The following is a 406-nucleotide window of genomic DNA, read 5'->3' on the forward strand; positions in this document are numbered from 1 at the left end:
CCCTGTTCACCGCCCCGCTGGGGCTGAGCGCGCCCTGGGAAGTCAGTGACATCCGCTTCGACGCCGAGGCCAAGCGCATCGACTTCGATGTCACCTTCGCCAGCGGTAGCCGCTTCGCCTGCCCGGCCTGCGGCGCTGAGGGGCAACCCGTGCATGACACCCGTCAGCGCACGTGGCAGCACCTGCATTTCTTCGAGCACCAGGCCTACATCCACGCCGCGGTGCCGCGGGTCTGCTGTCAGGACTGCGGGAAGACCACGCAGGTCGAGGTGCCCTGGGCGCGGCCGGGAAGCGGGTTCTCGCAGTTGTTCGAGGCGATGGTGATCACCCTCTGCCAGCAGATGCCAGTCCAGAAGGTCGCCGCCTACCTGGGCATCGGTGACGATCCGCTCTGGCGCATCCTCAA

At 67.5% G+C, this 406-nt stretch carries 1 protein-coding gene; it reads left to right on the forward strand.

The window, feature by feature from the left end; translation table 11 throughout:
• Positions 1 to 2: 2 nt before the first annotated feature.
• Positions 3 to 406: helix-turn-helix domain-containing protein (locus LRG07_RS13835; protein WP_238642788.1), on the forward strand; the 404-nt coding region annotated here is incomplete at its 3' end.

This window comes from Halorhodospira sp. 9622, from assembly GCF_022228025.1.
GTDB lineage: Bacteria > Pseudomonadota > Gammaproteobacteria > Nitrococcales > Halorhodospiraceae > Halorhodospira > Halorhodospira halophila_A.